Origin of the sequence: Bacillus sp. FJAT-22090, assembly GCF_007676755.1 — a bacterium.
Taxonomy (GTDB): Bacteria; Bacillota; Bacilli; order Bacillales_A; family Planococcaceae; genus Psychrobacillus.
Genome location: NZ_VEBK01000015.1, coordinates 1 through 26,369, shown reverse-complemented (window position 1 = coordinate 26,369; position 26,369 = coordinate 1). Strand labels below are relative to the sequence as shown.

The window sequence follows — 26,369 nt, the reverse complement described above, 5'->3', positions numbered from 1 at the left end:
TCAAAAATACCTCCTTCTTTAACTAAACTGCTGCTTTCGCAGTGTAACATTTCACCATGCATACCTGAGGTCAACTTAAATGTTGTGGACATAAAAAATAGACCATCGAAATGATGGCCATGTTTAGTTAAAGTACCTCGTTAGCTGAAGAAGAAATATTAATTTCCTACACGTAAAAACTCTGGAGGTTTTCTCATTACAAAATATTTTTCGATAGATATAAGAACTTCATCATTTCCAGGTAATGAAACTGTTTCTATCGCTTCATCAATTGATAACCATTGATAATCGCTATGTTCATAATTTAATTTTACATCTTGTTGTTCATCTATATATCCAACAAATACAGGAGCAACATATATATAGTTTTCTTTTGGTGAGTAAATCTGGTCAAACTTGTTAGATGTATATAATTCTAACAATGTAATCCCAGTTTCCTCTTTAATTTCTCTAATAGCAGCTTCCCATGCCTTTTCCCCTTTTTCGATACTCCCCCCAATATAACACCAAACATCCTTTAAAATAGAAGTTGCCCTCTTTAAGAGTAAAACTTTATATTCATTTTCTATCTTTTTTAATAGAACGGTTGCAATCCCTGTACATCTTATAGGAACTGCAAAATATTCTTCACCCAATCAAAACACCTCTTTGTTTCTATTTTTTAAAATATGAATAATCCTTATCCAATTTTCCTGTTGCTTTAGTTCAATAAAAGGCTTTACACCATCTTGATGTAAAGCAACCATTAGTTATAGATAAGACTTACACAATAATTGCATGAGTCATAATTTCTTACGTTTTCGTTCTAAAAATATAGGTGCTATATTTAGCAGAATAGAAACAATCGTCAAAAACCAAAATGCCCTTGCCATACCAGGTATTACATCCGATAAAGCTGCCCAATCTTCCACTTTTACCCACCGAGTTAGATAACTGTAATCTGCACAAATTGTTAATGCTGTAAATGATAATGCCATCGCCATAGCAAGTTTATAATCCTTTCCTGCTTTATACATATAAAGATTTATAAAAGTAGTTACTATTGCGATAACCCCAAATATTATCCACATAACTATCCCCCCCCTTTATTTTTATTTTTGTCATGTAATAATGCTAATGTGCATCATCTCAATTTTTTGCATTACTTTTTTATTAGATTCTAAATTATAGTAAATGCTCTTCCTTTTTAATTTCTTTTTGAACAAACCTGTCCCTTAAGAACTTTGATACCAATCTCTAAAGCGGTATCGCTGATTCGTTCCATTGTTTTTGAACCAGCAAAATGCCCTTCGCTTCTTTATAATCCCCTCGTCTTGCCCCATCTCAATTTACCGTCCATCATGATTGCAATATGCGTTGGAAATTTTGAATTCATGTTGCATTATCCCCTTTTTAATATTATCTGACTTAACTTGTTCATAAAAAGTTCCATTAATGGGGATGATTTCGAATAACAATTAATAAATGAAATTATTGATAAACAGGTTCTAGGTACTTCCATCTTTAAAATTTGATGTCTCTACAAAAAACTTTATCCTCCTTTTCTAATTGAACTAACCTGCTGTGTCTGTCCAATTAGAAAAAGCTAACCTCACAGACAGCCATTTGTTTTAGTAAAGCAGAACAATTATCCCTTTCTATATAGCGATAAAGTAGGAATATTACAGCTATACTAACTAATAAAGAAAAGGTATGACTTATTAACATAAAGAGTTTTAGGGTCCTAATAAATTAATAGATAACGGTTGTAATCAATTTTTTCCAAAGTGAACATTTAGTGAAACATTCCACATTCAATTGATTTATTAAATAGGTGTCATTAATATAAAATCACAACTATTTGTACAACCAAATAAAGTTAGTCAGATGAAATTATTAAGGAGTTGATATGAAGTGACCTTGATGACTATTTTAATTATATTAATTGGAGCCATTTTAAAATTCTTAACGACTCCACCAAGTGCACTTACAGCGTGGTTTTTAAGTAAGTTCGAACTACATCCCAAACTTGATTCAAAAGATATTACTATATCCTTTAATGGAACATACTTAGCGGAGGAAGAAAAGATTAATTTTAATGAGTATTTTAATGAGGCTCTTTTTTTAAAAAGACAAGATATATTTCCAGGGAATGAAAAGTTTTTTCTGAATCCAGAGACTAATATTATTCCGTTTGTTATCAACGTAAAAAGTAGAAAAAAAGAAATGAATTTCTTTGTCTATTGTGACGACGACAACATTGATGTAGTCAAACAGTGGAAAAAAAAGGTTGCTTGTTATAGTCTTAGTTCTGACTATTTACAGAAGTTTACTATTCCAAATAGTAACAATGAAAATACGCTGTCTACACTTAAAGGCTAATGTTATCATTAGCCCTCCAAGACTCGCTACGAGTGAATGGCTAGTTCTTTCTCGTCGGGCTATATGATACGACCTAGGCTCGGCCGCACAAGCACACCGTTAGTTTGAGTACATTCTTTCACAAACACAGTTTTTTCATAAAAAAACAGAGTTACACCTATAAGGTGAACTCTGTTCTTTTATGTATGAATGAGCCTTAACTTAACTTAGCAAATGCTACTGAAGAACCCTTATCGCAAGATTGGAAACCATTCTTTTCATAAAAATGTCTTACATCAGGAGCTTCCTCAGTTAATAACACTTTTTGACGAACATTTTTATATTTCTTCAAAACCTGATCCATTAGTTGAGTAGCAATTCCTTGATTTTGATAAGCATTTAACACAAGAATATCTTGAATATAGATAATTGTTAATCCATCACCAACAACACGAATTAACCCAACTAATTCTTCACCATTCCATGCAGATATAACTTCTAATGATTGTTCTATTGCATGTTGAAGAACGTTTAAATCTTGTGTATATGCGTACCATTCCACATCATTATATAATCTTTCTAATTGTTCTCTATTTATTTTTTTACTGTTAACAATATTTATCATCTTGCATTTTTCCTCCTCAAAATATATTATTTCGAAGAGTTGTTCCACAATTTTACCACTGTCTTATACCTCCTTTCGATTTATTGCAGTACATTGTTGTATATAACTATTTCGAGATTATTCATCATATTCCTGCTTGCTTCAAAAAAATAGCTTTTTCAACTAAACGGGCTTTACTCCTTTTGAAGTAAAGTACCAGTTAGTATAAATACGTTAGTTCACAAAGACTCTTTATAAGTAACAAGAAATGGTGCCAATAAAGAACCAATTCCCTTTATCAAAATAGCTACGCCAAGTGTCACAAGACCATCGCTAAAAAGATGTGAGCAGAAAGTTAATCCGATGTTCAAATTATTTGTCTATTCGAATACTTGGCGAAGCTCAATCTGTCCTTCTCCAAGACCATGCGGATCTGGCGCACGCATCGCCCACTTGATGGCTTCCTCGCGAGACTTTACATCTATGAACCAGTATCCTGCAATCAACTCATTGATTTCGGCGAAAGGACCCTCTATAACGGTCGGTGGTTCGCCTGGTAAAGGGTAAGTAATACGAATGCCTTCTGAGCTTGGATGGAGTCCACCGACTGACACCAGAACTCCAGCTTTCTTCAATTCTTCATTGTATTTCTTCATTGCAGCAAACATCTGATCCATCTTATCCTTTGGCATTGTTCCTGCTTCAGAATCTTTTGTAGCCTTTACAACCATCATAAATTTCATTAGTAACTCCTCCTTTGTACTTGCTAGTAATAGCTTTCCGATGTAAATCCTGCCTTCAGCCATTATAGATTGATATCATTCTTACTCTTTCCACATCTAAACAGAGAATCCTTCTTCAGCTAAACTGCTGCTTAGTTTAAGTGTAACATTTCACCATGCATATCTGAGATCAACTTCATGTTGTGGACATAAAAAATAGACCATCGAAATGATGGTCATATTTGACTAAAGCGCTCTCGTTAGTTTAAGTAGAATCTACATACATCCAGTGCAATAAAGTGGAGTTGACTTGATTTTTTAGCGTGTATAATTACCCACCTAGAACGCTTTTCGCTGGTAAATGGTATTAGTAATTCCCCAAGAGATAGCATAGACTACCATGACACCAAGTGTCGCTCCTACATATAAAACCGGGACGGATAAATTAACAATAAAATCAGTTATTGCTGTTAAATGTTCAGCTAAAAACATAATAATAGTAGGTCCTATAGCTGATAAAAGGAGAAAGCTAATGAGGACAACCGGAAAAATATAGCCTGGTTTAAATATATAAAATAATGGAAAGGTAAACGAAGCAAATAATAAGAATAAGCTACTGCCAAACGCAATCTCAGTCATAGTAAAAGGTTTATTGAAAATAAACAATGTTAGACTTGTCACCCCGATTGCTAGAATCATATAAATAATAGCACCAAGATAGCGTGATGCTATTATTTCGGTACGTGTGTAAGGCAAAGAATTTAATAATATGTTTGTCTCAACTTTTTCATCGTAAGCATAAGTGTTAAAGGGAATAAAAAGACTGGCAATGAGAAAAGTCAAAACAGGATTTGCTTCCATAATAATAAAGAATATGATAAAAGGAATAAATAGTAATAGCTGCCTTTTCTGTAGTATGACATCACGTCTGATCAAATTAAACATGGTGTAATCCTCCTTTCAAGTAATACATGATATCTTCCAAAGAGGCGTGATCAATGGCAACTGTGTCTCCGAAGATATTTTTCACTGCTTTAGTATTGTCCGTTAATGCTTCAAATCCTGTCAAAGCACGATGAACATGAATAAATGCCTTTTCAGTGTCTCTATCCAACAGATCCAATCCTCCTTTAACGAGTGCATAGTTTTCAGCAACGTCGTGAATGGACTGATTAAATACTAATTCCCCATCCTGAATAAAAGCTATATAATCTGCGATACGATCTAAATCTGTTGTAATATGCGTCGAGAAAAAAATAGTACGATTTCCAACAATCATTAACTCCTGTAAAAGATCCAGCAGCTCTCGTCTAAAAATCGGGTCTAAGCCTGCTGTTGGCTCATCCATAATGATGAGTTCTGCATGATGTGATAGTGCTATCGCCAATGATGCCTTCATTTGCATTCCTTTTGAGAAAGTTTTCATTGCTTTATTAAGCGGTAATTCGAATTTTTCAACATATTGATAAAATACTTTATCATCCCAGTGTTTGTATGCTGGTGCTACAATGCGTTTTATATCTTTTAAGTTTAGCCCTTCAAAAAACACATTGCCATCGTACACAAACCCAATGCGCTCCTTAATCGCCTTTTCATGTTTCTTGTAATCCAACCCGAAAATCTTTATTTCCCCTACATCTGGTTTTAATAGATTCATCATCATTTTTATCGATGTCGACTTACCAGCACCATTTGCTCCAATGAATCCTGTTACAAATCCTTGCTTCACTTGTAAATCAATATTTTTAACAGAAAAGTCTTTAAAATTTTTCGTTACATTTGTAAATCCAACCACATTCTCCATTTCATTCACTCCTCATATAAAATCTTTAATAAATGCTGCAGCTCATCAAGTGACAGCCCAATTTCTCTACTATTCGCTATGACCGTACTCAGTTGCTCCTCAATAACCTTTAACTTTTTCTCTCGTATAACCTCTAGATTTTGCTCTGCAACAAAAGATCCTTTACCGACAATGGAATAGATAAAGCCCGCCTTCTCCAATTCCTCATAGGCACGCTTCGTCGTTATAACACTAATTTGTAGTTCCTTTGCGAGGTTACGCATGGAAGGTATTGCTTCCCCCTCCTGTAGTTCACCTGCTAAAATAAGGGATTTAATTTGACTCGTTATTTGTTCATAAATCGGTTCCTTTGAACTGTTGGAAATAATTATTCGCATGCCAATACCTCTTCTTTACTTTTTTGAAAACATACTTTACATAATGTGTACCGCTTGCTTGAAACAATATAGCAATAACGTGAATTGTCATCGAAGATCAATTTGCATATCATCCCCACATCCTCATATAATGTATATATACTATAATCACATTATATACACAGGTGAAATTTTCTTTCAACCACTTTTTTTGAATTTCAAGAAAATTTTATTTAAACCAGCCATAAAACAATGGAATAGAGGCCTGAACAAGCATATTTACAATGTTTCACCATGCATATCTGAGATCAACTTCATGTTTTGAACATAAAAATAGACCATCGAAATGATGGCCATATTTGGCTAAAGCATAGTTAGTATAAGCGTAATGTTTCATAATATTTTTTCATGTAAATACTTTTATCGTCTCTGTTGAATCGTCATTTCTTCCCAAGAATAATCGGGGATAGTTGCAATCCATAACGTATGTTCCATGATATCCACATCCAAAACGATAAAACCAACCGCATCAAACACTTTTTTGGGTTCTCTTGCATCTTTTGTGTCGATGGAATAAATAGCCTCACCTCTATGTGTGTATCCGAATAATTTCTCTCCTTTTTTAATAAATTGAAATATTACTTCATCCACTTGAATTTTTCTCCAAATTTTCTCTTCAAGATCTCGGACCCAAATACCACTTTGTGTAGTAATAAATAGCCGATTATTAATGACTCTCATATCCAAAGGCTCATCCTTACTATCGGGCATAGTTAGCTCATTCCAACCATCATTTTCCTTTTGCAAAATCCTTCCTTCTTTTGTGAGTGCTAACAAATCATCATTATCCGTTATTTGTACCTCATAAAAAGGTTCAGGAACTATAGCTTTTTCCCAACTTTCCCCTTGATCGAACGTATAGTAAAGCCTTTCATTTGATAGCACAGCTATATGATTGTTGGTTGAAAAATCTACTTTCTCAATCGGTTGGTCTGCTGAAAAGATTTTCGTACCTTTACTTTTGGATGTAATACCCGCCCATATTTCTTTTTCTGTAGCTACATATAATTGACCGTTCCTATCAAACCATGCGTGTGTTACATAATTATTTGCTCGTAGTTCTGTCCATGTTTCTCCTTTGTTATGGCTCCATTCAATAAAAGGCTGCTTGGTTGTACTAAATTGTGTTGGCTTTTTGTCTCCCCATACCACTAAATTGTTCTTTCCAGCGACAACCCCCGTAATTGCCATCCCTTTTTTTGTTAGGTTATCACTGCCATTACGTCTAGCTAGTAATCCTCCACCGTATGGTAATTTATGACTCGCACTTACCACATCTCCGTTTTGGGCATTGAATGAAATTCGAGTAAATCGGTTATCTTGGTCATTTCCAATCACAGTTAGAATTGGTGTATTATCAATGTTAGCCAGTGTAAAATGATATCCAGTTGCCCAATCTTTTCCTTGCTTTAGTCCGTATTTATCCTTTGCTAGTTGGAGAATCTCAGAGCTATCCAACTTAATCTCATCGTAGGGTATTGTTGGGACCTGAGATTGCTTAATCGGTCTAAACATGGTAATTTTCTTTTCTGAGATACCAATTATTAAATGCTCGTCTGTATCTGGAACCATAAATTGCACAAACCATACAAATCGTTTCCCTGTTTCTCCTCTCGAGCCTCCCATCGTTTCATCTACACTGTTTACACTTGTAAGTGTTGCGTTTACATTCCATTCTTTTGCTCGCTGAAATCCGATTTCAATCGCTTCTTTTAGCGTAGTTTCACCGTTTGAAGCGATTGATTCTCGACTGCTCAAATTTACAAAAACTAAAAAGACAGCTAACAAACAAGAGACTTTTTTTATGAAACTCAAAATTACCACCATCCCATAACTAAATGAGACATTAATCACAGGATTAATGTCTCATTTAGGATGGAGTAAATACTTCACTATATTCCCTTTTAGATTCAATATAACAAACAATCTAAACTGCTTCTTTAGTTAAATAAGAAATAGGCTTTACTCCTTCTTGCAGTAAAGCACCTGTTAGTTGAAGAAGAAAAGTGACGCTTATTCAACAATACTCCTTTAAATACCACATTTCACGAGCCTTCGCTTCCACTTATTAACGATGTGACGGCCAAGAACCTTGCATCTTCCTAATTTGAATAATTTGACCGGTATGGTATGCATCGTGAAGTATTATATTATATAGCTTTTCTTCTAAATCACTTAGTTCAAAATCTTCATTTGTCATTTTACTTATTGCTTCTCTTAAACTGTGTTGAACCATTTCTACACGTTTAACGATTTCTGACCATTTCTCATTGTCATTTAATTGTTCTGTCAGGGAGAAGGTTTCATTACCATCAAAAGCACCCGTTAGTTTATGAAGAAATATTTCATTTATGATACTCAATCAACCAACAATCTTGATATCTTCCCTCGTGAAGCTCACGACTTGGAAGTATTTTTACTTTTTTAAAACCACATTTCTCATAACATTTTATAGCTCTCGTATTTCTTGTTTGAGGGTCCATAACTATTCGGTCTGCTTTTTTGTGTTCAATTAAAAATCTAATCATTGATGTAACAAGTAATGTTCCAATTCCTTTGTTCCAATACTCTATTTCACCAATAAATTGGTCTGTCCCATAAACATTTTCGTTTAGATACCCATATTCTTTTTTAGTTTTATCATCTAACTGGTAGAATTGGATATACCCAATTTCGTTACCACCATACTCAACAATACATTTAACTTCTTCATCTTCAGTAGCATAAAAAACTTCATTCACTTTGTCTAAATCAAATGGATTATCCCTACCTTCATAGAATTCAAGAACCGATGGGTCTGAGAGCCATTTTGCTAACAGGACATTATCTTCATCTTCTAATATTCGAACTTTTAAATCCCCATTATTAAACAACATAATATTCCCCCACTCTCAATTTAAAAAACTGTTTAAAGAATTCGTTTCTTCAATAAAAAATTCCTCTAATGAGCTGTTCAACTATCCTGCAGCTTTAGTTCAATAAAAGGCTTTACTCCTTCTTGAAGTAAAGCACCCGTTACTTCAAGAAGAAAAAATCATATGTGATTATTAAATTGGCCCACCTTCAAATCCAACAGGCCATCCATCGTCTTTAAATTTTACTTTATACTGAAACTCAAAGGTATCCTCATAAATAAAAGCTAAACTAAAACCTGAAAATATATGATCGTCAAAATTAACTATATTTCCAAAACATAAAGTCGATAGATAGTAGTTTTTCATTTCTTGATTAGGAAAGAACTTCTGTAAATAGTTTAATGCACAGCTTAGATGTAGATGAAGTTCGCCTAATATTTTTTCCGCCATTTCGATAATCTCCCCATCAGGCTTTTTATTATTTCCTTGAATAATAATTTCTACATCTTCCCATTCTCCGATATTAATACTGTATAACCATTGTTCTTGAATGAGATACTTCTCATTATCGTATATAGGGGGATTAACTAGGTTAGTTTTTTTAATTTCATCTTTATTTAACGGTTTAGCAAGAATAAGATTTTTATGCAAAATGTCTTTAATATTAGAGACAATATATTTAGATTTGTTTAATTCAATAGAGCTCATTTTTCACCTCACAAAGTAAATTTTAACATTATCCTTCCTCAACTTGACCTGCACCTCTAGTTCAAAAAAATGCTTTCACCTTCTTGAAGTAAAGCACCCTTTAGCTCAAGAAGGAAATTTAAATTTAATCAAGTTCTAAAGGTAATTTATTGATATCAGAAACATCTTTATGTTCGTAACTTACCACTTCAAAACCTGGTATTTGAAAGGTAATTGTATCGAAACCATAAGGAGGCATCATAGGTCCTTTATAAGTAACAATTTGGATTGTTATGTTGTACTTATCTTCATTTTCATTCCAAGTAATATTAGTTATTCTTTCAGAATCAAAAAGCCTTTCCTCACCGTAATACTTTTTTGTTGCCTTAAGTATCTCTTGTCCAATTGCTCTCAAGAATGCCTTTTCCAGTATAACTTTACTACCAACAGTAGGAAGTTTTTTTTCTTCCCTATTAATTACTTTCCATTGGTTTTTCTCTTTTTTTAACGTATATAAGATATTCAATCCATCCATCTTAATCGCATGTATATAAGCAAGATCGTCTTTTACATAAATCCTTGGTTCTCTAACCCATTGTCGTACATCTGATGTTAATACAGTTAAAACAGTTTTACCTAAAGGGGAAACTTGTCCTTTATCATTGTAAAAAGGAAAATCGGCAAATGTATATAATTCGTTAAATCCAGTTAAATTGACATCGAAATAATACTGATTAATAAAATCTTGGTTGGGTACTTCTTGCTTCGCAAAAACAACAGTATTATTCACGAGAAATAAGATACAAAAGAGGGCGTAAAATTTTTTCTTCAAGAAAAACCACCTACCTTTTATTTATAGGTATCTTTCCCGATTCTTCTTTGACTATCCAACACTTTAATTCAATAAGAAAAAAGAGCGCCTAAGCCGAACAACAATTTCACTAAAGCACCCGTTAGATGAACAAGAGTTAGTTGCTTTACATTTTCATTCTTACTTATTGTTCCCTAATCCTTTCATAGTTAAATATTTACTTTTAATACTAAATATTAATGTAGATGAAACAATGTTATAATTTTAATATATGGAAATATATATAAATGATAGGAGGAGTTTTCTTGTGAAAAAAAAATATTCTATATTTCTAATACTTATCGTAATGGCATTAACTATTGTGATTTTTATGAATTTCAATAATCTCAAGGGAGAGAAAACAGTCGAAAACTCTCGTCATAATTCCGTTGAAGCTAATACTCTGAAGGGCTCATACATGAAATTATTCGACAAGAACGGGCAATTGATGAAATCCTATTCCGAGGAAGAAATTAAAAATCAATTAATCGAAACTAAACTCTATAAATCAGCAGAAGCTGAAAATGGAAAACCATATGCTAATTTTTTAGATGAAAATGGGGTGATTATCAATCCTCCCGAAGAATTCAAAGCTGAAGTAAAAGAACTTTCAAAATCAAATGAATATAAACTTTATGTTTTCCATAGTTTTTCATTTTCTAGCAATATCCCTGTCGGTAAAAATAATATCTATTTTAGAAAACCTCATAGTATAATTATTGAACCTATAGAAAAGTTTGAATCTATGTCTATTGTCATACAAAACTCAGCAGGCAGTAAAGTCGGAGTAATTGAAATAGGAAATTACTTAGGGGGTTTAAATATCCCATTAGATGACTTTCAATTAGATGATTCATATACCATTCAATTAATTAACAATAAACAAGAAATACCCATTTATCTGCATGGAGGAATAATTATTTACGATTAAAAAGCTCTTTCTTCAACTAACCCACTGCGTTAGTTGAAGTAGAACATTTCACGATGCATTTCTGAGGTCTACTTGATGTTTGGATAAAAAAATAGACCATCGAAAATAATGGTCAAGTTTTCTAAAACACCCGTTAGTTGAAGAAGACTTGTTTACCCTTCAACGATTGCAAGATATTTTTTGATTTCTCCTTCAGATTCAACAATTAAAATATCTCCTCTTTCTTTGGTGGAAAAAATCTTTGCACCTACAGGAAGTTTATTTGACATCTCATCTTTAAAATCTGTATTTGCATCATTTTTTGTTTTTATTTCACCGATTTGAACATCTTTTGTTAAAGACAATTCTTCAACCCAATCAATATTAGTTTTGTAGATAACTCCATCATACTGAAAAATATCAGCATCAGAGTCCAATGTTAAAACTTCTTCGGCATCAATGCTATCAATTGTTGTTACTGTGGTTGTTTCCCCTTCATTAGAACACCCACTAATCATAAATAACGTTAATGCAATCAGGACATAAAATAACTTTTGAACCAATGTAATACCCCCTTTATCCATATAGTCGCAAATACTCTATCATAAGTTTCATCTTCAACTAAACTGCTTCTTTAGTTCAATAAGAAAAAAGGCTTTACTCCTTCTTGAAGTAAAGCAACCGTTAGTTTAATAAAGCGATTGGCTGCATTGAAAGTATAAGTGGTTGTGATTGAATCCCATTTTTATATTAGTCACTGTTTGATTAATAAAAACGACAATCACGATAGTTAAATAAATCGTGATTGTCATTTTTATCCTCACTTATAGTAACCTACATTTTCACTATAAATATAGGCATACCCTAATTTTCAGAGCATTTATTCCAATTAAAAGGCTTTAGTTTAAATCTTTTTGCTTTCATTTCATCTTCTGATAAAACAACCCAAACTTTACCCATTTTATGCTATTTTAATTATTATATACTCAGAATCCTTCTTCAACTAAACTGCAGCTTTATTTAAGTGTAACATTTCACCATATATATCTGAGATCAACTTAAAGTTTTGAACATAAAAATAAACCATCGAAATGATGGCCATATTTTGCTAAGCACCGTTAGTTCAATAAGAACAGCGACGCTAATACAACAATCGTGCCCGATTATTGAAAAGGCATTAATGAAATCTAAACCAAGCAAACCATTGCCCCTGTTTATTTTTAGTAACAAAAATTTGTCTATGTGATGCATCATATGCTGGTAAATATTGTGGGAATAGTAATTCTACAAACCAAGAATTATCAGCTATTTCTTCTCCGCAATAATTTTTAGCCATTGCATAATAATCCTCTAGATGCGGTGACTCCGATAGATGTGATATGGTTTCTACTTTCCAACCTTCGTAATTATCGCTTTTATAAACCTCGGGAATAATTGTATTCAATGCATTTATAATAAGACCTTTATTTGATTCTACACGCCCTAAGTTTTTTGAATCTGGACATTTACCATTGTTAATTAAAAAGGGGACTTTTTCATCTGTTTCAGCAAATGATATTTGAGAGAATATAAAAACCCCGAAAATACACATGTAAATAATTACTCGTAAATAATTCATGTCATCACCCCTTGTATGGTTATTATCCATACAACCAAGGTTTTTATGCTATCCATTAACAAACAATTTGGCCCGATTGTTGAACACTGGTTAAACAACACTCTTCAACCATATCTGAGATCAACTTAAAGTTTTGAACATAAAAATAGACCATCGAAATGATGGCCATATTTTGCTAAAGCACCCGTTAGTTGAACAAAAGTTACAATTTCTTATGTTATTAATGTTTGTTCATCATTGTTAGATATCAAGGTCGATTCCATTAATACTAATGGATTTAACCTCCTCAACGTCTAACGGTTCATTCGGTAAGAGTTTAAGTTTTATTTGCCCTTTATCTGTAATAGAGATTAAGTGAGTCAATTTTTGTGTACTACCATTTTTCATACTAATCGTTGCCGTGATTTCTGTAGAATTTTTTACTTCCCCAAGACCTATTATCGTTAATCCTAGTGGAGAAATAGTGACTTCTTGTGATTGCCAGTTACCGAAATTATATAAGAAATCAACTATTTTACTTTCATTTACATCACTTAATTTGAATATCGTTTGCCAATTACCACTTACGAAGTTACCACTAGTTGTAAAGTCACCGCTTAATTCATAACTCTCTAAATTGATAGTATCCACATCAAAAACATATTCTTGGAAGTTATTTCCGTATTCAAGTTTTCCACTTTTGTCTCTACCGAATGAAATACTCGACGGATAAATCTTATCTCCTGCTGTATTCATAAAATAAAAACTCCCATGATTATCTTTATCATTATGTAACCATTTTGTTTGAATATGAAGTTTGTTCTTTATAAATCCAACATTCGTAACTTCCATAAAATCAATAGCTGGTATTTTAATGTTTAAGTGATCATCTGGGAGAATTTTAATGCTCTCTCGATCTTTAACATTTGAATACACTTTTCCTCCCATTCCTGATATGAAATCTCTATGAAGATCAATAGGTTTTTTATCTTCAACGCTTTTTAGATCGATATTTACTTTGGTTTGCTCAAAAACTTGTTTATCACTTAAAAATGAACGTATTTGAAATTTCAATTTTTTATTACTTATTTTTTCTCCACCACTTGCTAGAAAACGCACTGTTGCCGTTTTCGTTATCTCATCAAATGCAACAACTTCACTTGTAAATGAGTGTCCCCCCGATATAAAGTAATCATAAATATCTAATGTTTCATCGATACGTTCGCCTTTCAAATCCTGCATTGTGACATAAACAACTGCCGTATCATCATCGTTCATTGCGGCCACGACTTCCATGTTTATCCCCTCATCCGTACTACTTAATTCAACCGGTTGAAGTAGCAGTGCAATCTCTGGACTAACCTTTGCTACTAGTTCGTTCATACTTGTAGAAGTAGCAGCAGCCACTCCTACAGAAAATACAAGGAATAAGGAAGCAATAACTGGGACTATAATTATTTTTTTTGACCTTCTTTTTCTTAATTTCGCCTGCTGTACTCCTAGTTTAGATCGGTTATGTAAATCACTAGGTAGCTCAATTGATTCGATTGCTCTTCGAATTCTATTCATAAAAATCTCCTTCCTCCACTTGTAGTCGTAACTTTTGGATTGCCCTATATAAAACAGATTTTGCTGTACCTAAAGGAATTTGTAATAGCCCTGAAATATCTTTAAATGAATATCCATCGAAATACTTTAAAATCACGACACCTTTTTCCTCGTCACTTAACTTATCTAACATTTGGTGAAGTAAAATTGAAGTAGCTACATCTGTAGCATTTGAAGGAACTTCATTAAACATTTCAAATGTAAGTGGCACAACTTTCTTATGTTGTTTTAATAAATTGAGTGAGCAATTAATAGTAATTTTAATAAGCCAAGTTTTAAGATAAGCTGGTTCTTTTAACGTTTCGATTTTATCAAAAGATTTATATGCTACTTCTTGGACAATATCTAACGCATCCTCCTGATTTTTCACATAAACAAAGGCCATTCGGTAGATATCTGCCTCATATACTTGAAAAATTTTTAAAAAGGCCTTTTCATTCCCTTTTTGAGCCTTTTTCACTAAACGTATAATCTCAATTCATCCTCTCTATTTTGTCATTACCTCTATTAGACAATTTAAAGTTCAGTTTGGCTTAAACTTTTATAAATTTTCTTTAAAAATATAAAATCGTCTCCAAAAGACGATTTAAGGAATGTCACTTTATGTTTCGAAATGCCCTTATTCAACTAAACTGCCTCGTTATTTCAATAAGAAAAAGAGCTGTTTGAACAGCTCGTCGATATTCACTAAAGCTACCCGTTAGTCGAATATTTTTTGGTAAGAATCGGTCTTATATTCAGTAACCCAACATCAACTGATGTCTCTATATAACCGATTATCTGATTAAACGTAAAAACATTAAGTTGTTCATTTAAAACTTCCTTATCGTACTCCATATCGCCTAATACATAAGGAATAAATTTTTCAACATCCTCGGACTTAACCTCTTCCAAATCTAAAATAGTAGGAAAATAACTAAACGTTTTTCTCAATTCATCTGTAAAACCATAGTGTTCTAATAACTTTCCATTTAGTAATCGGAAATCATTATTGTATAGCTTAAATAATCCTTCATCAGCATCCATTCTGTTCCTTAACCAAGAAAGATTAAAACCTCTTAACCATATATCATCAGCAATTAAATGTACATAATACCCCAATATATAAGGATTTTCTACTTGCGAACCATATTTATGTAAAAATCCTTTATAATCAACACTTCTTGAATAATCTTGTACTTCACCTATAAAGAAATGTGATAAGTTTTTTTCTTCATGTGAAAAAACAGCGTCTGGAGCAACACTTCCAAGTAAAAATGATGTTTTGTCTTTGATTGTAAAAGCTTCTGCAATTTTTTCACCAATAATCGAGTGCATTATTCTTGAACCCAAAATACTCTCCCCTTTTTTAGATATCATATATATTAATTTAAAAAAGACATTAAAAACTCCTTTGTTTTCCAACTTCTTCTTCAACCAACCTGATGCGTTAGTTTAATAAGAAATCTCGCATAACTTCCTCATAAGAGCAGATAATATGCTGAGGTGATTTGAATATGTTAAAAACAAGGATTGGCTTTATTATTTGTTTTTCAATTATTTTAAGCTTGATTGTTTACAGCAAGTTCTTACATACTAAATTGATAGAGTTATCTATCCCGCAATCGAATAGTGATAAAAGTGAACACGAACAGATTCAGGAATTGGAAAAACGTTTAGTTAACATCGAACCACCTGAACCTACTACCATTCTTGATTCACCTTTCCCATTTGAAAAAGGATTAGAGATGCATTTCCCTACCGATGTCTACCCGATTATCGAAGTGTTAATAGAAGGAACAAAAATCCCTTTCAAAGTAGTAAAAAGCGAACAAAATTATGTTAGACCAATATATAAAGAAGACTGGCATAGCACGACTGGAAGATTGGGCTATATTCCTTCTAGAGTTTACTATTCTCTCCATCGCATATTTCCTTTTTACGCCATTGGAATATCAGCAGAATTACACTTTATAGAGAATGTAGGTATTTCTTTTCCTACTGATATAAATGAAACAGACCTTGACCTGTATTTAGTTGTGTTTCAAACAAATATCACAGATGTTTATACAAAAGGAAATCAAGTTGTTGTTGTTGGAACACCTAAACGAACAGGAGTAGAAGTTATAAACATTAAAGTTGCAGATATACACCCCAGTAATAAGGAGAAATTTTTGTTAGTTCAGTTAGCAACAAATGGAGATGAACTTGATTATTCTTTAATTAATTATGAATCACCCGATTATTGGTTAAAGACAAAGCAAAGAAATCAACGTGAAAAATTAAAAACAGAGTGAACCTTTGCCTTATCAACTCGCTTGATAAGGCTGTTGTTTTATATAATCATTCTTATTTAATTCAAGTAGAAAAAAGACTTTACCTCTTCTTGAAGTAAAGCACCCGTTAGTTGAGATTCTTTATACCATCCCTTTTATTTGTTATTGGGAAATAAAAAGGAAACTAAGGTAAGAATTATACCAAGCCCAAGCCCAGTCCATTTGATAACATCAAGTGTGCTTTCAGATATATTTAGCACTATACTTAAAAGAAGAGTAAGCATTAATACAAAATACCCGATCCACTGAAAAACCTGCCGTTTATTTGTTGTTTTTTCCATTTCGTTAGTCACATCCCTTCAGTAAGTTTTCTTCAACTAACCTGCCCCTTTACTTCAATAAAAAAAGCTTTACTCCTTCTTGAAGTAAAGCACCCGTTAGTTGAATAAGAAATTCATTTCTTTATTATTTATTGTTATAAAGTTCAACTAATTGTTTCCCATCGCTTGTTCCGATGATAGTAGTAAGCGGAAAGAGATTAATAACTACGTTTAAATATGATACAAAAATAAAACTATCTAAATAGTTTCGAAAAACTCCAAATTCATATCCTGTAAATAAATCTAATACAAACGCAGAGAGAAAATTAAAGATTACCCCACCCAAGAGAATAAACACTCTTTGTGTCTTACTAAATCCCTCGTCGCTCTTAGTAACAACCCTTCCACCTACGAAATAAGCTTTCTTTATAGTAAATTTGTGTTTCTTCCATAATACCTCTCCATTACCTATCGCAAATTCACTTATTTCCCCTCCAAATAATTTAACAAAAAAAGCGTGACCTGACTCGTGAATTAGTGCAATGAAAGGAAAAATAAATAAAGCAATAATAACGAAATTTATTAAAAAATCCACCTTTTCACCCCCTTTATTATATCTACGAAAATCGGGGGAGAATGTTTCGGATTTTTTCGCTTATTCCACTAACCTGCTGCGTTAGTTCAATAAGAAAAAAGGCTTTACCCCTTCTTGAAGTAAAGCACCCGTTAGTCGAATAAGCACCTTCTCTTTTATTACACATTATGGTCGTAATACGGCATTATAGTATAGTTTTCTTCATACGATTACTTGAGGTGAATAAAATAGAATTACTTTCTGAAAAGGATGCATTGAACTGGATACTTTATGTTCTATACTTCGGATTTCCTATTCTAATAGTAATAAATTTAGGTGTATTAATAACTTTAATCCAATTAAAGAGAAGAAATAAAAGATAAAATATACCCCAAAGGAACGGAATAATTGTTCCTTCTTTTTTGAGCACTATTTTTTTAACCCCGCATATTCTTCTTGGATATGAGTCTAATAACACCACAAGATACTATAACTTTCTCATGTAAAAAGAGACTCGATAAGGTTGTTTACTTTTCATCTTTCCACTAAACTAAAAATAGGGAATAAAGGGAGATGATAGAGTATGAAAAGAATATTTTATTTCGTTGCTTTAGTTGTATTTTTGTTAACTGCTTGTGGGAACGAAGAGAATTCTGATGAAACCGATACCTATAAAATCTCAGAAGGAAAGATAATGAATGAAAAGCTTTTAATAAATCTAGCAGTTCGTGCAGAAACTATTATTGAGAAATATGATCGATTAGATGGTGTGGAGGTAGATGATGCTAACATTAGAGCTGATAAACATCCTGATCTAGAAAATGATGAAACTGAAGAAATTTATAAGAACGTTTATTATATAGATGGCGAGTATTCATATCAGGGGAGAAACTATGACTTCGTGTGGTGTGCCTCTTTTAATGAGAACAATACTGATTCTGAAGGACAAGTTCTCCAATATACATCCGAACAAACAGGGCAACAAATAAATATTAATAGATCACCAATAAAATAATTAATATATTTACTCCAATTATCACATTTCTTTTTTATAGAGCTATCTTTTAAAAAGCTAAGTTAGGTTTATTTACAATACACATAACAATGAGTTAGAAATGTATCTCCAGCTCATTGTATTTTGCTTTCTGTTTTTTACTAAAGCACCCGTTAGTAAAAAAATCTTCACTTTGGTTTATTAAACACCAAACTGTTTTAAATGATGATCAAGGTGCTTATAAACTCCTTTTCCCCATTCCTCGGCGGTAAGTTTACCGAAAAAAGGAAGTGGATGATTGGTACACTTATGAGGACCATTACTTTGAAACGTTATAATTTTTTGTTTTAGTTTTTTCTTTTCTGTTTCAAATTCTTTATCATCTACAATCAAAATAGTAGGGATTGTTGACATGTTTTTTGCTAAGGGCTTGTCATTATATAAAATTGGTTTCACAAACTTCCCAATTAATATCCCTAACCAACCTCTCGGAGGAAAAGCATTTCCCATTGCAATGTCTTGAAAAGATGAACAATGTGCCAGCATTTTGGCAACATCCATTTTACCCCATTGCGGTTTTGATTCTCGAGTTAAGTTGTCAATTCGGTTTAAAATCTCCTCTACGTGCGATTGATTATAAATATCCTTCATCTTTGTGCCCCCTTTGCATATTTGTTACCACATGTCCCTAAATGAAATTTCAACTAAACTGCCGCATTAGTAAAAATATACCCTATGTCTATAATTCTATTAAGTTGGCAATACTCCTTTTAATAGTACTATTTTTTAGGGGGAATGGAATTGTTACTGTCAAAAGCATGGGCTTCGTTTGAAGCGGATAAGCGAATAGAGGACTTACAGCTACTAAACTCATTTAATGAATAATGGAGCTCCTATTGAATTATGGGGCATGAGAAAAGAAAACGACTTTGATCTACGCTCAATTAAGCGGAAGACTAAGGAAAGAAGTATTATCGGAAATACTTTTAAATACAAAGGAGCCACGTCTAATGACGAGGCTCTATTTGACTAACACACTCGTTAGTTGAATAAGATTAAGAAAATAATGGAGATTAATATTCAAATCTATAAGAGAAGATGGAACTTCATCATAAACAGTAATTATTCTTCAAACACTTCTAAATGTAATAAGTCACTTTGTAATTCAGTTGTATACCACCCTGGTTGGATAATATCGCCTTTTTTACGTGCCAAATATTTATATTCCACTAGTGGTTCATTATCAAATATTACACCTATATAATATGGGTTCGAGGATTCGTAGCCGTCCTCACGATGAGGCACTGTCCTATATTCCCACGTTTCCCCAGGGTACTGTTCTTCCAAATGCATCTGTATATAACCTACTTTTTTTTCTATTTGCATATCAATCCAATATGGACGTACGAAATAAAAGATACCAAAGGACACCAAAAATATAATAGCTGATTCTAGAGTAATTATTCTCCATTTTCCTTTCAAAATAAAAGAAACTAATAGAATTACAAGTAAAATTCCACCGACTATCATCAATTCATTTAATTCTATTGGATGCAATGAATAACCCCCTTTTTTGAATCAGTTAGTTCGTTAATTTGTTCTTAAACTAACCTGCCGCGTAAGTTCCATAAGAAAGCTCCCCTCACAGGCATCCATTTGTTTTACTAAAGCACCTGTTAGCTTAATAAAAACAACCCTGTAATTTGGGAACCAACTTTTTATGATCGACAATAAAATCTCTTATTGTAAGCACGGCAAAGTATGAAGAGACTTCTGTTTTTGCTAATAGACATCTTCCCTGCACTTTTTTAAAAAATTATTGAGCGGCGTCCGATTTCGTATCGCCTTTTTCTCTAAAAGGAGGATCTTAATTTCCATGGGAGTCAAACAATCTCCTTCCCGACTGTTACACATTATGGTCGTACTAAACATAAATAAATGTATTAGTCATTCTATTTAGTGCAAGATAACAAAAAAATGAAGGATGATTGAGTTATGAAAAAACTATTTCTACTAGTGCCTTTAACAATGTTTATACTAATAATGAATATCCAAGCCCAAGAAAATTTACCAACGAATACACCACCTACTAGAGAAAATTTATTAGAAGATGCTGTAATCGATTTATTAGCACCTCAAATGTATTTAGCAGTGGATAAACACTATGGAACTAGAAGGCTAATTGGATTTCAATGCCAAAAGGTCATCGAAGTTAAGAAATTAGACCATGCAGGTTCTTGGTTATTTGAAGCTAAGTTGGAAGGTAGGACCTTCACAGGAATACATGAACCTCTTGATATTTTTACGATAACTGTAAGAAAAGATGAGTCAACGAAATCTGAATGGGTCCTTCATGATTATAAAGTTAGAAAGTTCACTCCAAATGAAAAATATGAATGTAGGGATCCTGCATAAAGCAAAATTATGGCGTTTTATTTGTCAAAAGCATAATCAAACTTCACTTCGCTTATTAAACTAAACTGCTTCTTTAGTTTAAGTGTAACATTTCACAATGCATATCTGAGAACAACCTAATGTTTTGGACATAAAAATAGAGCTAAGAAATGATGGGCATATTTTGCTACAGCATCTGTTAGTTGAATAAGAATTTGCTATTCTTTTAACTTATTCTTTCCTAAAGTCATAGGTATCATCAATAGCAATTTCTATACCATTTACAACAATCGTTTCATTACTTTCCCATCGAACTTCTTTAACATTTGACATCACTAGAAAAATATTCTTTTTCAGACCCGAGTTAAAATCTTCTAATACCCCCACATATGTTACGTCGTTATGGAATATTAGACCTCCGTTAAAATATACCGTTATACTTTTCTTCCCATTTGGCGAAATATAAATGCCTTCTTCATTTTTCTCATTCACTTGAATACTACTTAGCGTTGGGTTTAATGCTTGATACAAAAATAATATACCAATCAATATAATGACTGCAAAAAACAATAATGAAATTTTTATCGACTTACTCATTTTATTTATCGCCTCCCTAATATCATCCTTATTAGTAATTCTATACAAATAATATTTAACCTACTTTGAGGACGAAATCAACACTGCAGAAGTTCGAATTTTCTTTTACTTTATATCTAATTTCTAAGATTTCTTCTTAAACTAAACTGCTTCTTTAGTTTAAGTGTAGCATTTCACAATGGATTGCTGAGAACAACTTTATGTTTGGACATAAAAATAGACCATCGAAATGATGGCCATATTTTGCTAAAGCACCCGTTAGTTGAATAACTACGGCTTCCCGACAACAGGGAAAATAGTTAAAGTTTCATCTAATTCTTTTATTAATGTATTTAAAAAAGTTTGATCTGATGCAAATTCAAATGTAAGAACAGCACCATCCCCCGCAGGATAGCACGTCTCACCAGTCCACATAATGTTACCTAATTTGTCCATTTCACAATCAAACTGTAAATAACTATCTAAATTTTTTAGGCTTGCTTTTCCTTGTAAGAATCGCTTCATTAATTTGAGTTCATTAACAAAGTCCCTTAATTCATCTGTTCTTAACTCAGCATTAAAACAAACCAGATAACCTGGAATTTCTATTTTTATTTTTGATTTAACCCAATTAACATCCCAATAGTCAGTACTGTCAGGAAAATTTCGATGTAATACATCAATCTCAATATTTGTTCTCTCACCTAAAAGATAAAATTTCATCTACTCACCTCTACAAGAATTCAATACAACTAATTTACAATCCTTCTTAAACTAACCTGCTCCTTTAGTTGAAGAAGGAATTTCAGTTTAACTCCGAAACTTCTCGGAAAAACAACTTATTTTTAATCAAATCTATAAGACTTCCAACTAATAAACAACTTACTAAATGAATAAAATACGCCCATTTCGTATAATGAAATATTGCACTATTTGTTTCTTGACTTTGTAATTCATTGTCGATTATAAAGCTAAAGCCGTTCTGAAACAGTATATCTAATACGGGATTTAACATTAGAAATGAATTTACAAAATCAATCAAAAATAAATCAATAATTATCGAAAAAATAGCGATTATGCCAAAAACCAATGTAATACTAAACAGTTTCACATTTCTTTTCATATAACATCTCCTTCTTTTTACGACAAATATCAAAATTATCTTTCTTGAAGTAAAGCACCCGTTAGTTGAAAATGGATTGGTTTATTTTTGGGGTTTAGCCATATGTTCTATTTGGTTTAAAATCCAAGGTTCATTTCCTTCTTTTGAATAAGAAGTAAAATATTCTTTATCTTCCTCAATTAGATTCCAAACCATCTCTTCATTAACAATGATTTTAAAAGCCTTATCTTCAGTGTCATTATTCGGGTCATAAGCTTTTATCCAATATTCCTTATAACTGTTTGAGTGACCTTTTTCTGTAACTTTCAAGGAAGACGTTGTTGATGTATTAGACCCTCCACAGGATGTAAGTATCAATAATACAAACAAGAATATAATACCCGAAGTTTTTTTCATTTTTATTGTTCCTCCCCCAATTATTGCTAGTCTAATGCAACATTCTCTGTTTAGCTGAATAGTTTTTGTTTAACTAACCTGCCGCGTTAGTTCAAGTGTAACATTTCACATGATATATAAAACAAGACCACCATTTTTTGATGGTCTTGTTTTGCTAAAGCACCCGTTAGTTGAAGAATACTTACTTTCTTTTGCGATAAACATTCGTCTTGTATTGCCTCCATTCCTTATTCAATTGATCCCAGTGTGCTATCTTCCAGGGATTGAAAAAAGTTTGTCCATTTTTATTAAAGAAGTAATTATTATCTATATGATAAGAAGCGTGTTGAATAACACCATCGTTATTTACCCAAGTAATAACATCTCCAGTTTGTATTTGATCGTTTGTTTGGGAAAAATTTGCTCTTTCTAACCCATTCAAAAATGTATTAGGGTGAACCCACTCTCCAATAATCCAATCTTGTTCTGTAATAGCAAATAAAGTAGCAGATAAACAATTACTTCCTGATTCCGTTGAGAATTTGTTAGCATATTTCTTAAGGTGTATAGGAGTTCGATGTGGAACGTCACAACCAATCCAAGTATCCCATAGTTGAGAATATGCTTGAATTGCATTCTCTTTTACTTTATATGGAATTTGCTCCCATATATTTCGCTGAATTACTATGAACTTTTCCCCTTTGTCTTCAAAAATGTATTCTTCAGGAAGTAGACCTACAAAAGAAAACAATGACAAGGAAAAAATTAAGCCCCTGCTTACTTTATATTGAATAAAAAGAAGTTCTCTCTTCTTTGGCTCTGGTAGTTTTGATATCCAATCAGGTTGTGCCACGATAACGAACTCTACCTTGTCAGAAATGTTCCAATATGTATAGCTATTTACTAACTGGATTTGTTTATATGATGAATGTCCAAAGAATTCTTTTCTTGGAATAACTAAGACTTCATTTAAATGCTCTGCTAACATAATTAAATCCTTTTCTTGTACGAAAAACAGGTCTATTTTGGGGACAAAATTTTCTATCCAATTCCTAACTTGTTCTTTTGTTGGTTCCATATTAACAATCATTATATATATTTCTCCTTTACTCTGGATTTAGTTTCTTCTTCAACTAACCTGCACCGTTAGTTGAAGAAGAAAATGTTAATTTAACAACCATTTACGAACAACGTCTATTGAATTTTTAGTAGTATTGGAACCGTTTATTATTATATCTGCGTACCATTTTGTAGGTTCAACATACTCATTATAACGATGTCTAACTATATCAAGATATTCCGAAGAAATTTCGTCAAAGCTTTCTTCGTTTTTATCTCGTTTTAATCTCCTGACTAATCTCTCATCTGATGGGCAATCAACAAATAACTTCAAATCAAGTTTTTCTCGAATTCCTTCAAAATGCAAGACCATTAAGCCTTCAACAATAACAACATCAAACATTTTAGAAGATATTAATTGATTAATATCTCTATTTAGCTTGTCAACATCCACAGAAGTAGGATGGTCATAATCATCATATTGCCTTCCATTGTATGGAGCATTCACTTTTTGTTTTCTTCTTTAAAATAATCATCAGTAGATATGATTTTAACCTTCAATGCATCTAAAGTCTTCGCCAAATTACTACAATAATTGGTTTTTCCACTACCTGAACCACCTGATACTCCAATAACAATACTACGGTCTATTTTTCTCATTATGGTCTCCTTTACTTCAAGTTCTTCCCAGTCCTTATTGAACTAAACTGCACAGTTAGTTCAATAACAAATGGCTTTACTCCTTCTTGAAGTAAAGCACCCGTTAGTTGAATAAGGAAAAATCTTATATACTTCCCATTACTGAATAAACAAATAATAATGCCAAAGCAGTTCCCATCACATACTTGGAAACCTGTTTAAGTCTATCACTTTCATATGTCTTGGTTAACAAGTAAAAAAATCCGACTACCCAGATACCATCTAAAAAAATTTAGAAATTATATTTCTAACATATTGAAATAGAAAAATGAGTCCATTAATATTCCTCCCATACCTAATAATCACTTATCGCATCTAACTGAACTACTTGTTGAACTAAAGCACCCGTTTGTTTCAGTGAAACCTTTCGCAAACCTTATAATATTTACTGAACTTCAACTTGCACCATTCACTTTAATTACAATCCTTCACAAAAAAAAAGTATTTCAAACTTATATCTCTTCTGTATACCATTTAGGTTTTAATTCACTAAAGTAATCATGATCTTCTAAAAAAGTGTAAACTTTACCTAACATATTATTTAAGTTGTCTGGAACAGTTTTTAAGGTCCATATTACAGTAGAGAAGACACACATTGCTAGATAAAGTGAATAAAGCCTCCAAAAATATTCATCGGGTTCAGTATTATTAAAATATCCCCTTATTTGTCCAATTGAAAAAGGAATGCTTACTTCCCGACTGAAGAGACCAATTTTAAGAAATTCATGAATAGGATCGCCCCAATCATACAGGTTAAAATCTATAACTCCCGCGAATTTTTTATTATTTACAATGATATTTCCAACATGAAAATCATCATGTTGAAACATGTTCGGCCGCTCTTTCATGAGGTGTATATTTTCTTCAATAAAATTCATTATTTTTTCGTCATTTGCAACTCTAATTCCACACGCTAAATAAGCGTCAATATAATTCTTGTGTTTTTTCTCTTTCCTTGAATGCCACGAAGAGACATGATTTGGAGCCGTAAACTGATGGATTTTCCTCAATTCTTTCCCAGCTTCGAAGCCAATATTAAATTGCTCTTGTTCTGAGTATTTTTGGATTTCTTCCTCGGCATCTTTACCCTCGATGTATGATGCGATGATGTAACCCCTACTCCCTACCTGACCCATAGAAATCGGCTGTGAACAAGTAACGTTATATTCCTGCATCTTTTCTAGAATAGAATATTCTTTCTTTTTTGATTCAAACTCTTCTAACTTAAAAGTTCTAAGAAGTAACTTTTTGTTTCCATCATTCATATGTATTAGATATTTTTCATCTGAGGAAAATCCTTTTTTAATTTGAATAACGTCTTTACAATTGCTTAATATAGGAATCTGCTTTAATAGTGTTTCAATCATTTTCACGCCTCTCTTCATTAAATTTTGAGAATAAATCATTAATTCATGATAGATTTATATTTCTTCTTTCACTACCCTGCCGCTTTAGTTTAAGTGTAATATTTCACAATGCATATCGGAGATCAAATTAATGTTTTGGACATGCAAATAGACCATCGAAATGATGGCCATGTTTTGCTAAAGCACCCGTTAGCCATCCATGTAGCGCAAAATCAGCGCTACACCACAGAGAATGAAAAT

General features: G+C 32.5%; 33 protein-coding genes. 5 read left to right on the top strand and 28 right to left on the bottom strand.

Translation table 11 applies throughout. The features are described 5' to 3' along the window. Positions 1-158 precede the first annotated feature (158 nt). Together FS486_RS16395 and FS486_RS16390 are read right to left on the bottom strand one after the other, a co-directional pair. Complete coding sequence (locus FS486_RS16395) at positions 159-635, bottom strand: NUDIX hydrolase (protein WP_144512925.1); 477 nt, start codon at positions 633-635, stop codon at positions 159-161. A 147-nt stretch (positions 636-782) separates the two neighbouring features. Next, positions 783-1,070, bottom strand: coding sequence for a hypothetical protein (locus FS486_RS16390; RefSeq protein WP_144512923.1), 288 nt, complete (start codon positions 1,068-1,070; stop codon positions 783-785). 832 nt (positions 1,071-1,902) lie between these two features. On the opposite strand from FS486_RS16390, the gene FS486_RS16385 reads away from it, so the two are divergent. Continuing rightward, positions 1,903-2,361, top strand: coding sequence for a YfmQ family protein (locus tag FS486_RS16385; RefSeq protein ID WP_260858139.1), 459 nt, complete (start codon positions 1,903-1,905; stop codon positions 2,359-2,361). A gap of 196 nt (positions 2,362-2,557) precedes the next feature. Here FS486_RS16385 and FS486_RS16380 read toward each other — a convergent pair whose 3' ends face one another. From FS486_RS16380 to FS486_RS16335, 10 genes are all read right to left on the bottom strand, one after another. Beyond that, positions 2,558-2,965 carry a GNAT family N-acetyltransferase gene (locus FS486_RS16380; RefSeq protein ID WP_144512919.1) on the bottom strand — a complete coding sequence of 136 codons (408 nt, stop codon included), beginning with the start codon at positions 2,963-2,965 and terminating at the stop codon, positions 2,558-2,560. A 359-nt stretch (positions 2,966-3,324) separates the two neighbouring features. Beyond that, the gene (locus FS486_RS16375) at positions 3,325-3,687 is read right to left on the bottom strand and encodes a YciI family protein (RefSeq protein ID WP_144512917.1); all 363 of its coding nucleotides are present in this window, start codon (positions 3,685-3,687) and stop codon (positions 3,325-3,327) included. A gap of 318 nt (positions 3,688-4,005) precedes the next feature. Then, positions 4,006-4,611, bottom strand: a complete 606-nt coding sequence (locus FS486_RS16370) for an ABC-2 transporter permease (RefSeq protein ID WP_144512915.1) — start codon at positions 4,609-4,611, stop codon at positions 4,006-4,008. Beyond that, positions 4,604-5,470, bottom strand: a complete 867-nt coding sequence (locus FS486_RS16365) for an ABC transporter ATP-binding protein (RefSeq protein WP_144512913.1) — start codon at positions 5,468-5,470, stop codon at positions 4,604-4,606. Before FS486_RS16365 ends, FS486_RS16370 begins: the two co-directional genes overlap by 8 nt. A 5-nt stretch (positions 5,471-5,475) precedes the next feature. Next, a complete protein-coding gene (locus tag FS486_RS16360) occupies positions 5,476-5,847 on the bottom strand; it encodes a GntR family transcriptional regulator (protein ID WP_144512911.1) in 372 nt (123 codons plus the stop codon). Positions 5,848-6,246: 399 nt separating this feature from the next. Next, positions 6,247-7,701 (bottom strand): WD40/YVTN/BNR-like repeat-containing protein, encoded by a 1,455-nt coding sequence (locus tag FS486_RS16355; RefSeq protein ID WP_144512909.1) that lies wholly within the window; start codon positions 7,699-7,701, stop codon positions 6,247-6,249. 253 nt (positions 7,702-7,954) lie between these two features. Continuing rightward, on the bottom strand, positions 7,955-8,248 hold the full coding sequence (locus FS486_RS16350; protein WP_144512907.1) for a hypothetical protein: 294 nt from the start codon (positions 8,246-8,248) through the stop codon (positions 7,955-7,957). Next, positions 8,232-8,762 (bottom strand): GNAT family N-acetyltransferase, encoded by a 531-nt coding sequence (locus FS486_RS16345; RefSeq protein WP_186321489.1) that lies wholly within the window; start codon positions 8,760-8,762, stop codon positions 8,232-8,234. Before FS486_RS16345 ends, FS486_RS16350 begins: the two co-directional genes overlap by 17 nt. 171 nt (positions 8,763-8,933) lie before the next feature. Further along, positions 8,934-9,449 (bottom strand): hypothetical protein, encoded by a 516-nt coding sequence (locus tag FS486_RS16340; RefSeq protein WP_144512903.1) that lies wholly within the window; start codon positions 9,447-9,449, stop codon positions 8,934-8,936. Between the two features lie 124 nt (positions 9,450-9,573). Then, positions 9,574-10,260 carry a DUF3888 domain-containing protein gene (locus FS486_RS16335; protein WP_144512901.1) on the bottom strand — a complete coding sequence of 229 codons (687 nt, stop codon included), beginning with the start codon at positions 10,258-10,260 and terminating at the stop codon, positions 9,574-9,576. A gap of 286 nt (positions 10,261-10,546) precedes the next feature. On the opposite strand from FS486_RS16335, the gene FS486_RS16330 reads away from it, so the two are divergent. Next, on the top strand, positions 10,547-11,209 hold the full coding sequence (locus FS486_RS16330) for a hypothetical protein (protein ID WP_144512899.1): 663 nt from the start codon (positions 10,547-10,549) through the stop codon (positions 11,207-11,209). A gap of 152 nt (positions 11,210-11,361) precedes the next feature. On the opposite strand, the gene FS486_RS16325 is transcribed toward FS486_RS16330, so the two are convergent. The 5 genes from FS486_RS16325 to FS486_RS16305 form a co-directional block, all read right to left on the bottom strand. Next, positions 11,362-11,751: a hypothetical protein gene (locus tag FS486_RS16325; protein WP_260858136.1), complete on the bottom strand. Its 390-nt coding sequence runs from the start codon at positions 11,749-11,751 to the stop codon at positions 11,362-11,364. A 614-nt stretch (positions 11,752-12,365) separates the two neighbouring features. Further along, positions 12,366-12,806, bottom strand: a complete 441-nt coding sequence (locus FS486_RS16320) for a hypothetical protein (RefSeq protein WP_144512895.1) — start codon at positions 12,804-12,806, stop codon at positions 12,366-12,368. Between the two features lie 240 nt (positions 12,807-13,046). Further along, a complete protein-coding gene (locus tag FS486_RS16315; RefSeq protein WP_144512893.1) occupies positions 13,047-14,354 on the bottom strand; it encodes a DUF4179 domain-containing protein in 1,308 nt (435 codons plus the stop codon). Next, positions 14,347-14,853 (bottom strand): RNA polymerase sigma factor, encoded by a 507-nt coding sequence (locus FS486_RS16310; protein WP_260858135.1) that lies wholly within the window; start codon positions 14,851-14,853, stop codon positions 14,347-14,349. The genes FS486_RS16315 and FS486_RS16310 overlap by 8 nt, the downstream gene beginning before the upstream one ends. 233 nt (positions 14,854-15,086) lie before the next feature. Beyond that, entirely contained in the window at positions 15,087-15,725 is a 639-nt protein-coding gene (locus FS486_RS16305; protein WP_144512889.1) for a zinc dependent phospholipase C family protein, read from the bottom strand. Between the two features lie 164 nt (positions 15,726-15,889). On the opposite strand from FS486_RS16305, the gene FS486_RS16300 reads away from it, so the two are divergent. Next, positions 15,890-16,669 carry a hypothetical protein gene (locus FS486_RS16300; protein WP_260858134.1) on the top strand — a complete coding sequence of 260 codons (780 nt, stop codon included), beginning with the start codon at positions 15,890-15,892 and terminating at the stop codon, positions 16,667-16,669. A gap of 444 nt (positions 16,670-17,113) precedes the next feature. On the opposite strand, the gene FS486_RS16295 is transcribed toward FS486_RS16300, so the two are convergent. Further along, a complete protein-coding gene (locus tag FS486_RS16295; protein ID WP_144512887.1) occupies positions 17,114-17,563 on the bottom strand; it encodes a site-2 protease family protein in 450 nt (149 codons plus the stop codon). Between the two features lie 562 nt (positions 17,564-18,125). On the opposite strand from FS486_RS16295, the gene FS486_RS16290 reads away from it, so the two are divergent. After that, on the top strand, positions 18,126-18,557 hold the full coding sequence (locus FS486_RS16290) for a hypothetical protein (protein WP_144512885.1): 432 nt from the start codon (positions 18,126-18,128) through the stop codon (positions 18,555-18,557). A gap of 180 nt (positions 18,558-18,737) precedes the next feature. Here FS486_RS16290 and FS486_RS16285 read toward each other — a convergent pair whose 3' ends face one another. Then, a complete protein-coding gene (locus FS486_RS16285) occupies positions 18,738-19,187 on the bottom strand; it encodes a DUF1569 domain-containing protein (RefSeq protein ID WP_144512883.1) in 450 nt (149 codons plus the stop codon). A 471-nt stretch (positions 19,188-19,658) separates the two neighbouring features. Beyond that, entirely contained in the window at positions 19,659-20,093 is a 435-nt protein-coding gene (locus FS486_RS16280) for a hypothetical protein (RefSeq protein WP_144512881.1), read from the bottom strand. 438 nt (positions 20,094-20,531) lie between these two features. Between FS486_RS16280 and FS486_RS16275 the strand changes: the two genes are divergently transcribed. Next, positions 20,532-20,951, top strand: coding sequence for a DUF3888 domain-containing protein (locus tag FS486_RS16275; RefSeq protein WP_144512880.1), 420 nt, complete (start codon positions 20,532-20,534; stop codon positions 20,949-20,951). Between the two features lie 210 nt (positions 20,952-21,161). Here the strand turns inward: FS486_RS16275 and FS486_RS16270 are convergent, their stop codons facing one another. The 8 genes from FS486_RS16270 to FS486_RS16240 form a co-directional block, all read right to left on the bottom strand. Then, positions 21,162-21,527, bottom strand: coding sequence for a DUF5412 family protein (locus FS486_RS16270; protein ID WP_144512879.1), 366 nt, complete (start codon positions 21,525-21,527; stop codon positions 21,162-21,164). 270 nt (positions 21,528-21,797) lie between these two features. After that, positions 21,798-22,229, bottom strand: coding sequence for a WapI family immunity protein (locus FS486_RS16265; protein WP_144512877.1), 432 nt, complete (start codon positions 22,227-22,229; stop codon positions 21,798-21,800). Between the two features lie 82 nt (positions 22,230-22,311). After that, the gene (locus tag FS486_RS16260) at positions 22,312-22,629 is read right to left on the bottom strand and encodes a hypothetical protein (RefSeq protein ID WP_144512875.1); all 318 of its coding nucleotides are present in this window, start codon (positions 22,627-22,629) and stop codon (positions 22,312-22,314) included. Positions 22,630-22,710: 81 nt separating this feature from the next. Further along, complete coding sequence (locus FS486_RS16255) at positions 22,711-23,025, bottom strand: hypothetical protein (RefSeq protein ID WP_144512873.1); 315 nt, start codon at positions 23,023-23,025, stop codon at positions 22,711-22,713. Between the two features lie 181 nt (positions 23,026-23,206). After that, complete coding sequence (locus FS486_RS16250; protein ID WP_144512871.1) at positions 23,207-24,094, bottom strand: hypothetical protein; 888 nt, start codon at positions 24,092-24,094, stop codon at positions 23,207-23,209. Between the two features lie 75 nt (positions 24,095-24,169). Further along, the gene (locus tag FS486_RS16245) at positions 24,170-24,571 is read right to left on the bottom strand and encodes a nucleoside/nucleotide kinase family protein (protein WP_144512869.1); all 402 of its coding nucleotides are present in this window, start codon (positions 24,569-24,571) and stop codon (positions 24,170-24,172) included. Next, on the bottom strand, positions 24,568-24,723 hold the full coding sequence (locus FS486_RS20230) for a hypothetical protein (RefSeq protein ID WP_186321488.1): 156 nt from the start codon (positions 24,721-24,723) through the stop codon (positions 24,568-24,570). The genes FS486_RS16245 and FS486_RS20230 overlap by 4 nt, the downstream gene beginning before the upstream one ends. A gap of 491 nt (positions 24,724-25,214) precedes the next feature. Further along, entirely contained in the window at positions 25,215-26,135 is a 921-nt protein-coding gene (locus tag FS486_RS16240; protein WP_395940865.1) for an aminoglycoside phosphotransferase family protein, read from the bottom strand. Positions 26,136-26,369: the final 234 nt, after the last annotated feature.